16 protein-coding genes are annotated in these 13,280 nt (G+C 59.2%); all 16 read right to left on the reverse strand.

Features of this window, described 5'->3' with window-relative positions; all coding sequences use genetic code 11:
* Position 1 precedes the first annotated feature (1 nt).
* Positions 2–2,812 (reverse strand): phage tail length tape measure family protein, encoded by a 2,811-nt coding sequence (locus tag JNB91_RS23895; RefSeq protein WP_220327986.1) that lies wholly within the window; start codon positions 2,810–2,812, stop codon positions 2–4.
* An 18-nt stretch (positions 2,813–2,830) separates the two neighbouring features.
* Complete coding sequence (locus JNB91_RS23900) at positions 2,831–3,175, reverse strand: phage tail assembly chaperone (protein ID WP_220327987.1); 345 nt, start codon at positions 3,173–3,175, stop codon at positions 2,831–2,833.
* Positions 3,176–3,222: 47 nt separating this feature from the next.
* Positions 3,223–3,618: a hypothetical protein gene (locus JNB91_RS23905; protein ID WP_220327988.1), complete on the reverse strand. Its 396-nt coding sequence runs from the start codon at positions 3,616–3,618 to the stop codon at positions 3,223–3,225.
* Complete coding sequence (locus JNB91_RS23910) at positions 3,615–3,809, reverse strand: hypothetical protein (protein ID WP_220327989.1); 195 nt, start codon at positions 3,807–3,809, stop codon at positions 3,615–3,617. Before JNB91_RS23910 ends, JNB91_RS23905 begins: the two co-directional genes overlap by 4 nt.
* The gene (locus JNB91_RS23915; RefSeq protein WP_220327990.1) at positions 3,806–4,738 is read right to left on the reverse strand and encodes a phage tail tube protein; all 933 of its coding nucleotides are present in this window, start codon (positions 4,736–4,738) and stop codon (positions 3,806–3,808) included. Before JNB91_RS23915 ends, JNB91_RS23910 begins: the two co-directional genes overlap by 4 nt.
* Positions 4,739–4,764: 26 nt before the next feature.
* Positions 4,765–5,178, reverse strand: a complete 414-nt coding sequence (locus JNB91_RS23920; protein ID WP_220327991.1) for a DUF4128 domain-containing protein — start codon at positions 5,176–5,178, stop codon at positions 4,765–4,767.
* A 2-nt stretch (positions 5,179–5,180) separates the two neighbouring features.
* Positions 5,181–5,894, reverse strand: coding sequence for a hypothetical protein (locus tag JNB91_RS23925; RefSeq protein ID WP_220327992.1), 714 nt, complete (start codon positions 5,892–5,894; stop codon positions 5,181–5,183).
* A complete protein-coding gene (locus JNB91_RS23930) occupies positions 5,894–6,235 on the reverse strand; it encodes a hypothetical protein (protein WP_220327993.1) in 342 nt (113 codons plus the stop codon). The genes JNB91_RS23925 and JNB91_RS23930 overlap by 1 nt, the downstream gene beginning before the upstream one ends.
* Positions 6,232–6,852, reverse strand: coding sequence for a hypothetical protein (locus JNB91_RS23935; protein ID WP_220327994.1), 621 nt, complete (start codon positions 6,850–6,852; stop codon positions 6,232–6,234). The genes JNB91_RS23930 and JNB91_RS23935 overlap by 4 nt, the downstream gene beginning before the upstream one ends.
* A 4-nt stretch (positions 6,853–6,856) precedes the next feature.
* Positions 6,857–7,267, reverse strand: coding sequence for a hypothetical protein (locus tag JNB91_RS23940; protein WP_220327995.1), 411 nt, complete (start codon positions 7,265–7,267; stop codon positions 6,857–6,859).
* Positions 7,268–7,303: 36 nt separating this feature from the next.
* Positions 7,304–7,714, reverse strand: coding sequence for a hypothetical protein (locus JNB91_RS23945; protein WP_220327996.1), 411 nt, complete (start codon positions 7,712–7,714; stop codon positions 7,304–7,306).
* Between the two features lie 75 nt (positions 7,715–7,789).
* Positions 7,790–9,082 (reverse strand): phage major capsid protein, encoded by a 1,293-nt coding sequence (locus JNB91_RS23950; protein ID WP_220327997.1) that lies wholly within the window; start codon positions 9,080–9,082, stop codon positions 7,790–7,792.
* A gap of 97 nt (positions 9,083–9,179) precedes the next feature.
* Complete coding sequence (locus tag JNB91_RS23955; RefSeq protein WP_220327998.1) at positions 9,180–10,088, reverse strand: S49 family peptidase; 909 nt, start codon at positions 10,086–10,088, stop codon at positions 9,180–9,182.
* Positions 10,085–11,428, reverse strand: coding sequence for a phage portal protein (locus JNB91_RS23960; RefSeq protein WP_223218357.1), 1,344 nt, complete (start codon positions 11,426–11,428; stop codon positions 10,085–10,087). The genes JNB91_RS23955 and JNB91_RS23960 overlap by 4 nt, the downstream gene beginning before the upstream one ends.
* Positions 11,429–11,436: 8 nt before the next feature.
* Positions 11,437–11,586, reverse strand: coding sequence for a hypothetical protein (locus JNB91_RS23965; protein ID WP_220328000.1), 150 nt, complete (start codon positions 11,584–11,586; stop codon positions 11,437–11,439).
* Positions 11,583–13,058, reverse strand: a complete 1,476-nt coding sequence (locus JNB91_RS23970; RefSeq protein WP_223218358.1) for a terminase large subunit — start codon at positions 13,056–13,058, stop codon at positions 11,583–11,585. Before JNB91_RS23970 ends, JNB91_RS23965 begins: the two co-directional genes overlap by 4 nt.
* Positions 13,059–13,280 lie beyond the last annotated feature (222 nt).

A 13,280-nucleotide genomic window follows, 5' to 3' on the forward strand; every position in this document is an offset into this window, starting at 1 on the left:
ATCAAGCCTTCTGCCAGGCGTATCGACGCTGGATCTCGCCAAAGCCGGTACGAACCATTTCCTCATTCTGGGCCGCAAGCGCCTGGCTTACACCCTGCTCGACAAGCTTGCGGACATGCTCGTCGCCATTTGCGCCGATCACGTTGACATTCAGCGGGATCGGACCATTCCGGCCGGAACCGGATCGGTTGCCATTCGCCGCAAGCATGCTTTCCGTTCTGTGGTTCGGCACGACCTGGCTACCGCGCGGAAGGTTGACGATCTCTCGACCGCGCTCACCGACCATGGCGAGACCACCCGGCGCGAATTCCGTGCCATCGGCAAACAGGCCGGTCAGGCCGGTATACTTCGACAGGTTCGGGCCGAAGAGATTGCCGATCCAGCTGAAGAGACCGCCGCCGCCGCCACCAGAAGCAGCGGCCGGCGCAGCAGGAAAGAAGCTGGTCGACAGGCTCTGACCGATCTTTCCGAGACCACCACCCAGCGTATCGAGACCTTTCGTTGCCGAGCCTGCGGCTTCCGCAAGCTTGCTAACAGCCTCACTGGCTGCGCCAGCGCCGCCCGTTCCGATACCCTGCCAGTTGCCAATTCCGGCTTTGCCAGCGCCATACCAAGCACCCCATCCGTTGCGTGCAGCATGATCAAGCGCGAAGTCTGTGGCGGCCGGCCCATTAGCAGCAAGAGCCGGATCAAGGCCGGTCTTTGCCATAAACTCATTGCCGAGACCGCCGCCCTTATAGAGCTGGAACGGGCCATAGGACTGCTCGCGCACGCCGTTCTTGTAATAGTTCGACTGCAGGTTCCAGCTGTTGAGGCCACCTTCCGACTGCGCGACCCGAAGTGCAACATTCGGATCGATGCCGCGCTTGATCGCACCATCTCGGATGTAAGCCGCGATGTCGGTCGTCGGGACACTGGCAAGCCCGGAGAATCCGCCAGCCACATTATCGTTGGCAACGGAGAGACCGCCGCCAGCACCGACGATCTGCCCGAGCGTCGTGTTCGCGCCTGTGAAGCCGATACCTTTATTCAGTAGACCGGCACTCGGCTGCCCCATGATCGCATTGACAATCGCGGTGGATGCGTACTGCGCAAACTTATCCCAAGCCTGCGAGGCGGCATTCATCATCGAATTGCTCAGCCCCTCGATCAAGGCCTTACCGAGATCGCCACTGTTATCGCGCAGCGACGTGCCGAAATCCGTGAAGAAGCCCTTGAACACGCCGCCAACTTCGGCGCGTCGTTTTTCTTCCAGCAGGATATCTCGCGACCAGTACGGCGTGCTGGTCGTAAAATTCGGCAGATCGGATTCGCGCTCGAAATAGTTCGGGCGCTGATTAGGGATAGGGACATTGACCATACGACCATCGGAATTAAGGATGGTCGGCGCGGCCGGCGTTCCCGGCAGCCCTTCAAGCTCGATTTTGGGACGCCACTGGATGACCGGCCCGTTCAGCGGCAGATCGGGGTCAGATGATCCCTGCATTGGGCCATCCGTGTTGCCGATCAGACCAGCGCCGCGCCATGTGCGAGGATCGTTCAGCGCCTTGTTCATCGCCATGCCGACCCGGCCGGCCTCGTCGCGGGCATCGACCATCGCACCGATTGCGTTGCGGATCTTGTTTGCAATGGCCTCAAACCCATTGCCAAATGCGGCAACGTCGGGAGATCCCAACTTCATGGCATTGTTCAAAGCCGTCTGGGCCGCATTAAGATCGCTCGATGTCGCCGTACCTTCCGCCAGCTTCTGGACCAGTGTCTGGAATTTCGAGGTCAGATCCTCAACGACAGCAATGTTGTCGGGATTGCCGCTGAGCGTCAGAATCATCCGCTCGTATTCGTCGGTAACCGTCGCGATTGCCTTTTGGGCATCGTCGAATTGCGCCTTGGCGACCGCCTGACCAGCCGCACCAGCGTCTCGCAGTTGCTGGACACGCTCCAATTCATCGGCATAGGCCTTGAGAGCAGGCGTCGCATCGCCCCACTGTTTGGCAACTCGAGTAATCAGCTCATTCTGCTTTTGCAGTTCCTCGCTGATTTTCTCGCCGCCGCCCCATGACGAAACATACTGGATCAGCGCGGCAGCACCTGCCGTGAGGCCGATCGTCACCAAGGATACCGGACTGACCAACGAGCCGAACGCTGCCGCAAGCCCCATAACCGGCCGTTCCATCGATCCGACGACGGACGCGAGCTGCGTACCCTGCTGAAGACCGATCATCAGCGGACTCATGCCCATTGCAGCCGTAACGGCGATATCCTGGAACTGATATGCCGCATTCGCAGCATTGAAGTTCTGCCCGCCTTCGGTCGCGGTACCTGTCATGCCACCGAGCAAGCCGCCCTGCCGGTTCGTGTTGGCAGGAGCAATATTGCGCTGGGCCGTGAGCTTGGCGTTGGCCTGCTCGATCGCGTGAGCAAGATCAATCTGGCCGCGCTGCGCAATGCGTGAGGCATCCGCCATCAGCCCGTATTTCCGGTAGATGCCATCCAGAATGACCGTCGCTTCGGACATCTGGATCTTTCCAAGCTCAACGCCGCGCGTCAGCTGATTGATGGCTTGGTTGAACCTTTGAGAGGAGGCGTACCCATCGACATACTGACGCGACAGCCTGGACAGGATATCCCCCGCCTGACTAATCTTCGTCGAGTTCTCGGCGACAGTTCGACCAGTTTCACCGAGGGCCGCATTGGCCTGACGGCCAGATACAGCCATTTGCCGGTCGGCAGCCACCTTCTGCTGTGCCGCAGACGTATACTGCGACGCATCCATATCGGCGGTAACCCGCAATGTGCGAAGTTCGGTTGCCACGGCAAATCCTGTCGAAATTCAGCGCCTGGCGTCTTCGTTCGCTCTACGCTGCCGGTCGGCTTCATCCTGCTCGCGACGCCATGAGAGCCATTCGCCGTCGAGCGCGTTCATGAAGATCTGGAAATCGGTGAACTCGTTCAGCGATAACTCATGATCGCGCGCCCACTGGCTGAGCGCGGAATAGTAGATCGGCCCTTCGCCACCCATGGCGCCGTAGAACCGGTCATATTGAAGGGCGTCGAATGCCCGGAAATACAGATCGTGCCACCGTTGCGGCTCGAAGTCGTCACCGGGCCGGATCTGGGGACGGAGCCATTCGTTGTCAGGATCCTCTGCGTAAAGCTCCCACAACCATTCGAGCATTTCGGCCGAAAGTTTCGGCCCTGTCAGGCGCGCTCGAAACGCCCGCCTTAGTTTTTTACTTCGTCCTCGACGAACTCGATATCGGTCGCCGACATCGTTCCGGCGCAATATTCAACCGCGGCAATCACGTTGCGATATTCCGGGTCTGACATGATCTCGGAGGCGACTTCCGGTGAATAATCCACATCGAGGCCGCGCCAGCCATGCAGGATGTGGCGAGCATAGAGCTTACCCATCTCAACCGTCAGGATGCGCGGAGGGATCGCGCCACCCTTGTACTGCTTGCCAAGCCGCCGATAGAGAAGGTCGCGAGCGGTCGTGAATGATGGAAGATGGAGAGATGAGACGTTGAACTCGACACCCGGCCAATCCGGGAAGGGAACCCAATCGCCCTTTTCCTCGCGCGCCAGGTCTGCTTTGAGGGACAACAGTTTTACGGTCATGTCGACGAGCTTTCTTTCCCGATCTTGGCGGCAGACGCGGCCAGACCTTTTTGCTTGATGAGAGCGATGTAGGTGGCGGGGAGCGGCGAGCTGCGCACCCCGGCCTTGAAGTGGACCGGCGTCTTTCCGTCAGGATAGCCGGTGAAAGACACCGCCGGCACGAAGGTCGATACGGCGGCCTTGCGCGTCATGCGACGGCTCGGGTGATCGTTATGGAGCCGGCAGCCGTTGCATCGAAATAGGCCTGATACGGAACTTCCATCATCACCGCCTGGCCGTTGCCACCAACGACCGGGCCACCGTCGAGAAGTTTCGTTCGGGCCAGCGCCACGGTGTATTTCTCGTTGGCAGCATTGCCGATGGTGAAGGAAACGCCGACATCGTCGTGATCGAGGACCGCCTGGTAGGCGTCCAGGTTCTCGAAATATGTCGTCAGCGAACCGGTCACCTCGAAACGGCCAAGGCCATGCGAGTAGGGTTCATAGGCACCGACGACATCGTTCTGATAGATGTTGTTGGCGATCCGCATCGTCATCGCCTGAATCTTCGGACCGTTGGTCAATCCGCTGAAAGCGAGGTTGGCAACATTCAGACCGGCATTCATGACCGGCGTCGTGGTCGGATCGGCATAAGTCGCGCCGGCAATGATCGCCGCGGTCGGATCCGGGCTACCGAGACCCATGATACCCCAGTTCGCCTGAACGGACTGGCGAGCCCGCAGCGTCAGGTCGAGCGTATTGAAGCGGCAACCACGATAGCGGATGAAGCTCTGTGCTACGCCCTGATTGAACGTCAGCTCCAGCGAGGCGGTCTTATGCTCGATGCCATTGACCAGGACATCGTCATCCCAGGTCGAGCATAGAAGACGCTCTAACCATTTGTCGAAGGTGCCGTAGGAAAGCAGGGTGTTGATCGAACCCTGAACGGAGCGACCGACATCGACGATCGAGCCGACATTGCGGTCAGCACGGATTTCGTTGGGGATGTCGGTTTGCTTGGAAATACGAACGTCGGACGAGACGTAGCGCATGATCTGAAAAGATGGGTTCGCGGGAATCTGCCCGATGATGGCTTCCGGCACATCAGCAAGGCGCACCTGACTTCCGTCGGCGACAGTCATGGTAGTCTCCTAAAGTTGGGTAACGATCAGACGGTGTAGTCGCGCCGCGACCAATGAATGGACGCCGTCAACGCCCAATAGTTTGGAAAGTCCCGGCCCGGATCACCCACGCCGATCGACATTTCCGGCATGTCGAGACCAGCCACATCGCGCTCGCGAAACAGCGCCAGAAGATTGCCGGCAATCTCGCGAGCATCACGACTACCCGTACCGTCCGGCGTCATCACGTGCAGGTAGGTGACACCCTCTTCCTGCCAGAGGTTGGCACCAGGAGCACCCACCGTCCGCTGATCGTAAGTGTCGCCGAAGATCTCGACGTAGACGAACGGGGCAGGATCGTCGGCGACATTGTACGGATCATTCTCGAAAACGATATCGGTCTGCGCCCATGAAGAGGTCAGCCGTTCATGGAAGGCGTCGAAGGTTGCCAGACTGGCCATGCCTAAACCTGCGTGATGACGATTGATGGATAGGTGATTGGCTGACCCGCTTCGCGATCCTTACGTCTTTCGAGCGTCAGCCGACCGGCTCTGTGAGCACTCGAACGAGAGCTTTTCTTTGCGGCAGTGACGCGCTGATGTCCCTTCAATATGTACGGGATCTGCGGGTGTACGCCTGACCGGATATCCAGCCATTTCGTCTCGAAGCTGAAGGCCGCAGCATTGCGTCCAGAGTTTCCGAAGCGACGCGCCAGGCTGCGCTTCGTGCCGTCGAAGATCGAGAACCGCGGAACACTCAACACGCCACCTTCCGCCTTTCGAATGTAAGGCTGAAAATTGGTGATGATCACCTCGTCATCCGGTCCGATCTCGTCGAAGTCGGTGACAATGCGCTGGTTGGCAAGAACGATAAACGACTGCCGAAAACGGCCGGATTTTACCGGAGAGCGCCGCGCAAGCTCCAAAAGCGCGAAGGTCAGTATCGGCTCCCACAGCGAGAACTCATAGACAATCGGCCCCGGCAGCTGAACGCTATCCTCGGATGCGCCTCGCCGCCCGTTGACATACCGATCATAACGAGCGCTTGCGCGGCCCGACTGAACAACCTCGGCGACGCTTTGCCGAGCGTAGACCGCGAGAGCGTGACGGATTTCATCCGGCTCAAGTCCCGCCGTGGCAATCCTGATCTCCTGCTCGAACGCGTCAAGACCAGCCATTATCCGGCAACCACGACATCACAGCGAACCAGCACACCGGCGAGGGTGATCGGCTTGACGACCTCGACATTGCGGGTCTTGCCGTCGATCACGACCTTATCGTCCTTCCTGACTGGCCAAAGCGCCCCGGCGTCCTCTGGATCGAAAGCAACATTGGAGAATGTGCTGTCGATCCGACCAACAATCTCCTCAGCCTTCACTGCCCGCACAAAAGCGCGAACCGGAAGATCATCTGATGGCCGTGGATTGCCGGAGGTGGCAGTGTAGCGACGCAAGATGATATCCTGACCATGCGCAGCGAGTTGCGTCTTCAGCATCACTTTTGCTTCAGCCGGCGTCATACGTATCTCCGCAGTCCCGACAGCAACCGCTCGGAAGCTTTCCGGATTACAGCGCCCGCCTGGTCGGAAACGGTGTATTCGCGGCGACCGATGCCATCGACCTCGTCCGCACGAATGAAGAGGTTCTGAGCACCGAGAGACTGGATATGCTGGACGGACAGGATGATGGCCTGCTTTACCTGCGCCGGCACTGGACCCGTCCCGCCATCCTTGACGGCCACGCCATTATATCCGGCCCGATAACGGAGCCGGATCGGATCCGGCTGTTTCGCCAGAGCGGGGAAACGCCACTTTCGGCTGAGCCAGACAGATTCGCTGTCGTTGGACCAATCGGCAGTATCGAGGGTTTGTTCGACACCGTCGACATCGAGGTAGGTGAGACCAGTTACCTCGATGAGAGGCGGGAACGGCAGAGGCAGAAAGTCGTAAGTCCAGCAGGGAAGCGAGAGTTCGAGCGTTTGCGGCCCGAGAGCCCTGCCAAGCCAGCCGTCCGGGCCATCGATTTCCGCCGTCACCGCCGCAATCATCCCGGCGACTGACTCGTCATCGGGATCAGCCCTGGCAATGTCAGCCGGCGTAACGATCGGTTGTGGTGGTTCGATAACCCGGACTGGCATGGCTTCACTTCGTCAGTTCGGCGAGAGCGTTCGAAGCGGCCTCAACCTTTTCGGCGGCGACATCGACTGCCTTCTGGGCCTTGGACTTATCCGCATCGGACTTCGCCCTTGCCAGAGACGCCTGCGCCTCCTCCAAAGCCCTGTCGGCCTTATCCTTGTCGGCGCGCGCCTTGATCAGCAACTTGGCTGCCGCAGCTTCGTTGTCGCGCTTCTCTTTTTCGGCAGCTGCCTTGTCTTCGTCGGCAATGTCGGCCTTTTCGGCCAGCTCGCGGGCAGCCTCAGACAGGCAACCAGCCGCAATCAGCCGACCGACCTGATCGGCTGTCGGGACGGGGTCGAACACATCACCACGCTGGAAGCGATTGCCGTTTCGCGCATCGACGCATTCGGCAAGCACAGTCAGAGCCTTTGTCATGATTTTCACTCCTGATGAGGGATAGAAACCGGCCCGTTACGCGACGGGCGCGTAGCGGGAACCGGAAAGGATGGCGACAGCGGCGATCAGAGCCGCGCCGGCATTGTTGGCCGGTGTGATCGTCAGCCGGACATAGCGCTTGGGACCGACATAGCCGATCTTGCGCGTCTGATCGTCACTGTCGAACTTGAAGCCCGCGGCGGCTTCCGTGCCGGTCAGCTGGCTATCGGGGACAGCCGCAGCATCGGAAAGATTGGCCTGGTCACCGTGTTCGATAAGAACCGTGAAGGTCGCATCGGCATCCGCAATCGAACCGATCGCAATGCCGAACATGGCCTTGTCGAAACCGGCAAGGTCAACGATCTGCGACACGACGGCGGTATTGTCGGCGATGGAAACCGGGCTGATTGCCCGCTTGATGGAGATATGATTGGCAAGGTCGCGCATGGCGATGTCCTTTCTCGCGATACAGGGGAAAGCGACCCGATGCCTGACCGGGCCGCGCAATCGTCATCCGGCCAATCAGGCGGGAACGTCGAGACCGACGAAGGGCGAAACTTCGTAGCCGTTTTCTTCCTTGATCGGGGCCTTCATCCAAGGAGCGCCGTCGACGTTCCAAAAGATCTTGATAACCGTCTTGTTCTGAGTGAACTTGACGTGCTCGGAGGCCGCAACGAACGGGCCGGAGCCATCCTTGATCAGGTAGTAAGACCAGTCGGCAAGCATGATGTCGCCCTTGGAGCCAAGGCCCGGAGAGCGGTTATTCCAGCGCACCGGGTAACCGAGCAAGGTACCGGCAAAGCCGTCACGCGCGTCCGGCTTCCAGATGTAATGCCCTTCCGGGTCGGTGATCTGGGCCAGCGGCACGATTGCCGACTGCGGCATGGACCAGACCGGAACGCCACCGCGCATCAGCAGAACGGCGACCATCTTGAGAAGGTCGACGTAAGTGACCGAGTTGGCAGTCGCACGGTTGATGTACTTCATCGCCGGCGAGTTGATGGCGCCGAGAGGCTGCGTAACGCCGTTACCGCGAAGGAAGGCGTAGTCTTCAGCAGCCGAAACGCCGGAGCGCATCTGACCTTCCAGGAAGGCCGCCGAGGAACGCCAGTTGCGCAGAAGCTTGTCGGTTACGGTTACGAAACCGGCGATTTCATGCGGCGTCAGCGTGATGGCCGACAGATCAGCATCCGTTTCGGGCTTTTCGCCACCTTCCTCAATCCACGAGAACGTCATGCCGCCGAACATGTTGCCCGGATTAGCTCCGCCCTGCTCAATCGCAGGCATGGTGACACCAGCATCCGGCGGATCGCCCGCTTCAAGAACCGTGGCGCGAGGACGGACAAGCGCATCCTGCGGACGGACACTGAGCAAGGTATTGCGCAGCTGTGTCGGCACCATGAAGCCGCCGGACGTATCATTGTCCATGCGCATTTCGGCCTGCATGCCATTGTCGTCGGTCGCATGTCCAACGCCTTCGACGTAGTTGAGGCGCTGATCGCCGGGACGAAAACGGACGGCATGGAGGAATTCGCCCATGCTTTCGAACTCGCGGGAGGCCTCAGGGCCACCAGCACGCTCGATGCCGGCGCGGCGCGAGGCAGCCGGGATGACCACGTTGAGCGCGGCTTCTGCCGTTTCCTGACCTTCAAGACGGCCGATGCGAGTGTCGAGACCTTCCTTTTCGGCCTGCAGAGCATCATAAGCTGCCTGCTCTTCGGCGGAAAAATCACGATCTTCGGTTTCGGCGGCGGTAATCATGCCGCGCATCTCCGCGACAAGCTTGGCGCGCTTTTCACGCAACTGCTTCAGCATGTGGGTTCTCCTGTTGATGAGGTTTCGGTCGGACAGGTCCAGGCATCGTCCGGCCGACCGCCGGAACGTGGAAACTTTCCAAAGAGGAGCGTTAGGATCAGAGAGCGGCGGCGCGCTTCATCCGTTCGGGCGCCAGGGCCCGCTTGCGATCACCCGGCGCCGCCGGAGCGACACCGAAGCGTGCGAGCGTATCTTCTAACGTGCCGACACGATCAGCCATACCTTCGGCGACAGCTTGGCTGGCGAGCACCATGCGACCCTGACCGAAGCCACTACGGACAACCGACGACGCGACATTGCGACCGCTGGCGACACGATCGACGAACATGTCGTAAAATGCTTCAACTTGCTGCTGACGGTAGGCCAGAGCCTCCTCACTCAGCGGACCAAACGGGTTTGCTTCCGTTTTGAATGGTCCGGCGCTGATCAAGGTTTTCGTGACGCCGGCCTTTTCAAGGGCGGCCGCAACATTGTCATGGACGGTGTAGACACCGATCGAACCAACCCAGCCCGAAGGCGTAACGACGATTTCGTCTGCGGCAGCCGCAATCCAGTATCCAGCGCTGGCTGCTGTGGAATTGACCTGCGCGACAATCGGCTTCACGCCTCGGAAACTTGCGACAACTGCGGCGGCTTCATCGGTACCGGAGACAGCGCCACCGGGCGTATCGGTATCGAGGATCACCGCCTTTACGCTATCGTCGTCTCGCGCCTGGCGCAATTGCTGCGCCAGTTGCTCAGTGCTCGTTCCACCACCGCCAGAGATGTTGCCCATCAGGTTCATGCGATTGGAGATGACGCCGCGCATCGGGATGATAGCAACCGAGCCCTCACGGCGCGCCACCGCCTTCGCCGTCTGTGGCGCAATGCGCGCCTCAATTTCCTCCGCCGAGAACTTTACGCCTTCAGCCTGCGCCGACAAGAAATCGATGATAGCCATCATCTTTTCCGGCTGCATTGCCCAGATCTCGGACGCGACAGCCATCAGAATATGAACGTATTTCATTCGGAATCGTCCTCCTCGTCGAGGTCTGTTGCATCCGGCTTGGCTGCGGTGTGATCGGCACTCTTGGCGCCGCTTGGCTGATAATTCGGATCGGTGGCACGCTGCAGGGTGACAAAGTTTGCCGGGACAAAATGGAAGTCACCGATCGGGCCGATACCGTCCTCGTCCTCTTTTGCCAGGATGGCGTTGGGAGACATGCCGCCGACGCCGAAAAGCTTATTGTAGAAGTCTGCGCGAGCCTTCATGTCGCCGCGCAACAGGGCGTTCATGTTGAACTTGACGTAATAGCCCTTCTCGCGCTCTTCATCGGTGAACAGCTTGAAGTTCAGCTCTTCTTCCCAGGCATTCACCCAAGGATCGATGGTCTGCCGGACGAAGGCTATCATAAGCTGCTCAATGCCAGCGCCGAAGCTGGTTTGCTTCTCCTGGCTTTGCAGCAAGATAAGCGGCACATCGTAAATGCGGGCAATCTCCGCAATCTGAAACTCACGCGAGCCGAGAAACTGCGCATCTTCCGGCGGTATCGAGGTCTGGATGAACTTCATCCCCTCCTCAAGCACTTTGATTTTATGCGCGTTGTCGAGACCGCTCTGCTTTTCCAGAGAAGATGCCGGATTATCCGGCGAGGCCTTCTTTTCGCCGTTTGGGCCACGAAGGTTCTGATGAGCGGAAGCCGACAGCTTGCCCGGATGCATCAGAAAGCCGCCACTCTTGGCATCGTTTGCAAAGAACTTGGAGCCGAATTCCTCCATTGCGAGACCCCAGCCGATCGCCTGCCTTGCCATCGCAATTTGCGAGATGCCAACATAGCCGTCCTGACTCTGATCCATAATGTGGATGACATTGCCGCTATCGAGGTCGATCTGCTTGCCGTCAATGCGGGTGCGGAACCAATGATCGCCGTTTTCGCGCACCGGATGGGTCCGATCTGGCAGCAACGGGTACAGTCCGACTGCCTGATTTCGACCGTTACGCTCGATCTCCTGATATCCGTTACCCCAAAGAAGAGCATGCGCCTGCGTGGTTTTGCGCAACGTCCTGGAACTCATCAGCTGATTTGGACGAAGGCCAAGGAAAGCTGCGAATGGATGATCCTCCGCCGTCAAACGCCGCCGGCTTCCGTCCTCCATCGACTGATACATTGCCAGCGGAAAGCGCGCGATCGGGTTTGCGATACGATTGACGCAGGCATACACGACGGGCAGCTGCAGCGCATTGTATTCGCTGACGCGCGTCCCGGATTTGGTTTTGCTGCCGCCAATCGCCCTGACAAGCCAGCCCCCAGGGGAGGAGAAGCTACCGGCATCCTCATACGTCGAAGGCCGGAATATGGATGACATGAACCCCATTATCGCCTCGCCATGCCGATGGCCGCCATGATGATGAGCGCCCCAGCCAGGATGAAGGCCGCCGGCTGATAGACGAGCCAGGCGCCATAGGACAGGATACCGAGACCGATCACGGCCAGAATGTCCGAAACTTCGAGCTTCGCCCTCATAGGTAATCGACCTCTACTTCCAGAATGCCGCGATTTTCATAGATGGACGGTCCTTCAACCTCTTCCGCCATCGACAGCCCAACGGCCATGACAGAGGCCACGATGCCGTCGATCTTCTCGGCACTCTTCTTTTTCGTCGGCGCATAATTGAGGTTGTCGTCGAACTTGACCGCCGCATTGCCGGCCATCCAGCGCAAAACGGGATGGCCGCCATGGTCGAGCTTTCCAGACATCACAAGCCGCTCAAAGAATTTGGTCGGCTCTCCCAGCGTCGGAATCCCCTGACGCATTTTCAGGAACCGGCCCTCATCAGCGCCGTCATTCACCAGGTCAGTGTAAAGCTTCGTCGCATTCCAAGGGTCATAACCCACGAGTGCTACGTCGTAGCGCTCCATATCGGCAGCAACGGCGTTCTGGACAAAATTGTGATCAACGTAGTCACCGGGCGTCGTCTCCAGAGCGCCCATCCCGACCCACTTCTCGTACGACACTCGGTCTTGCCGGGTGCGCTTGGCAACGATCTCCTCAGGGATCCAGAACCTCGCTGACAACACCCACCGGTCGAAGTCCTCATCCGGCGGAAATGCAAGAATGCGGGCGGTAATGTCCTCATTCGCGGAAACGTCGAAAGCGCTGAAGCAACGCCGCCCCTCCAGACCAATCCCATCGCGCCAATCCTTCCAGACTGCCTTGTCACTGGCGCATGCATCCCACTTTTTCAGGTTCAGCCAGCGTACGACAGCGTCAATCCACTGATTGGCGTGGTAGCAGCGAAAATGCGCCTCAGCCCTCGGATTGTCGGCCGCAATAGCCGCCTCTCGCCGGAGAAACTGGACAGTGGGCGAGATCCCAAGTGAAGGATTTGCCTTCTTCCAGTTCTGCTCGTCCGCCCAATCGTCATCAGGATCGAGCGCGAAGATTACGACAAGCGTGGTCGGATCGTCTGTTGTGCCGTCGAGGATCGAGCGACTTTCTTCCCAAAGCTCCCAGCCTGTCCGGTTCGACTTCACACCTGCCGTGGAAGCATAAAGCTCGATCGGCTCAAGTCGCGTCCCGGTACCCTGTCGCAGGAAGTTCGCCAGATCCGGCGTCTCCCATTCGTGCATCTCGTCGCCGGCTATAACGGTCGGCGACTTGCCGTGTTTACCTTCCGGCTTGCCCGACAGAAGCTCAAATAAAGCCCTGATCTTTGGCAAGTAGATCGATTTCTTAAACAGCTGCGCATCCGACAGACCGGGCGCCAGGCTGATCATGGCTTTCATCTTGTTGAAGATGATTGCCGCCTGTTTCTCGTCTCGGGCAAATACATATCCCTGACCGCCAACCACGCCATCCAGGATGAAGAACAGCAATGAAAGGGCCGCCAGAAACTCGGACTTGCCGTTTTTGCGCGGAACCCACAGCATCAGCCGCCGGAAGATCCGCACATGCACGATCATCGGTTCGTCGGTCTGCTCGTCGATGATCTCCATCGGCGCTTTCCAGCCGACAAGTAGACGGACGATGCACTCTTGCCAGAAGCCGAGGCGGAATGGCTTACCAGCAAACCGGTCGTCGGTGAGCCGAAACACCCTTGGGAAGAGCGCTACAGCTGCATCGGCCTTTGCGTGATCGAACCAGGATCCGGCTACGCGCGAGCACCGCTCCCACGCTGTACGAACCCAGGTCCAACCATGAGTGTCGACGGCGCGCTG

It is taken from the genome of Aliirhizobium wenxiniae (genome assembly GCF_019511445.1).
GTDB classification, from domain to species: Bacteria; Pseudomonadota; Alphaproteobacteria; order Rhizobiales; family Rhizobiaceae; genus Neorhizobium; species Neorhizobium wenxiniae_A.

Excerpts from the sequence above, each read along its gene's own strand:
- JNB91_RS23900 (WP_220327987.1), bottom strand. The coding sequence starts at position 3,175 with ATGCTCGAATGGTTGTGGGAGCTTTACGCAGAGGATCCTGACAACGAA.
- JNB91_RS23905 (WP_220327988.1), bottom strand. The coding sequence starts at position 3,618 with ATGACCGTAAAACTGTTGTCCCTCAAAGCAGACCTGGCGCGCGAGGAA.
- JNB91_RS23910 (WP_220327989.1), bottom strand. The coding sequence starts at position 3,809 with ATGACGCGCAAGGCCGCCGTATCGACCTTCGTGCCGGCGGTGTCTTTC.
- JNB91_RS23915 (WP_220327990.1), bottom strand. The coding sequence starts at position 4,738 with ATGACTGTCGCCGACGGAAGTCAGGTGCGCCTTGCTGATGTGCCGGAA.
- JNB91_RS23920 (WP_220327991.1), bottom strand. The coding sequence starts at position 5,178 with ATGGCCAGTCTGGCAACCTTCGACGCCTTCCATGAACGGCTGACCTCT.
- JNB91_RS23925 (WP_220327992.1), bottom strand. The coding sequence starts at position 5,894 with ATGGCTGGTCTTGACGCGTTCGAGCAGGAGATCAGGATTGCCACGGCG.
- JNB91_RS23930 (WP_220327993.1), bottom strand. The coding sequence starts at position 6,235 with ATGACGCCGGCTGAAGCAAAAGTGATGCTGAAGACGCAACTCGCTGCG.
- JNB91_RS23935 (WP_220327994.1), bottom strand. The coding sequence starts at position 6,852 with ATGCCAGTCCGGGTTATCGAACCACCACAACCGATCGTTACGCCGGCT.
- JNB91_RS23940 (WP_220327995.1), bottom strand. The coding sequence starts at position 7,267 with ATGACAAAGGCTCTGACTGTGCTTGCCGAATGCGTCGATGCGCGAAAC.
- JNB91_RS23945 (WP_220327996.1), bottom strand. The coding sequence starts at position 7,714 with ATGCGCGACCTTGCCAATCATATCTCCATCAAGCGGGCAATCAGCCCG.
- JNB91_RS23950 (WP_220327997.1), bottom strand. The coding sequence starts at position 9,082 with ATGCTGAAGCAGTTGCGTGAAAAGCGCGCCAAGCTTGTCGCGGAGATG.
- JNB91_RS23955 (WP_220327998.1), bottom strand. The coding sequence starts at position 10,088 with ATGAAATACGTTCATATTCTGATGGCTGTCGCGTCCGAGATCTGGGCA.
- JNB91_RS23960 (WP_223218357.1), bottom strand. The coding sequence starts at position 11,428 with ATGTCATCCATATTCCGGCCTTCGACGTATGAGGATGCCGGTAGCTTC.
- JNB91_RS23965 (WP_220328000.1), bottom strand. The coding sequence starts at position 11,586 with ATGAGGGCGAAGCTCGAAGTTTCGGACATTCTGGCCGTGATCGGTCTC.
- JNB91_RS23970 (WP_223218358.1), bottom strand. The coding sequence starts at position 13,058 with ATGGAGATCATCGACGAGCAGACCGACGAACCGATGATCGTGCATGTG.